General features: G+C 69.1%; 1 protein-coding gene. It reads right to left on the bottom strand.

The window, feature by feature from the left end; all coding sequences use genetic code 11:
* On the bottom strand, nt 1-223 hold a 223-nt coding region (locus CP49_RS46540), incomplete at both ends, for a hypothetical protein (RefSeq protein ID WP_197423356.1).

Below are 223 nucleotides of genomic sequence, written 5' to 3'. Positions count from 1 at the left end.
GAGCACGATCACGACCACGCTTGCGCCGACCAGGAGCGAGCGGATCTTGGAGGAAATGTTCGAGGGGATCTTGTCGTCGGCCTTGGCCTTGCCGCCAGACTTGTCCTTGAGCGCGGCCTTCGCAGCCGAACGTCCGGCTTTCTCGGGCGGGGGCGCCGCGGCTGCGGCCTGCGCCGCGCGGCGCGCGGCGGCAATGAAGCTCGACGAACTGACCGGCTCCTTC

Origin of the sequence: Bradyrhizobium valentinum, assembly GCF_001440405.1 — a bacterium.
GTDB classification, from domain to species: Bacteria; Pseudomonadota; Alphaproteobacteria; order Rhizobiales; family Xanthobacteraceae; genus Bradyrhizobium; species Bradyrhizobium valentinum.
Note: the sequence above shows the minus strand (reverse complement) of the source record. Positions and strands in the feature narration are given on the sequence as shown.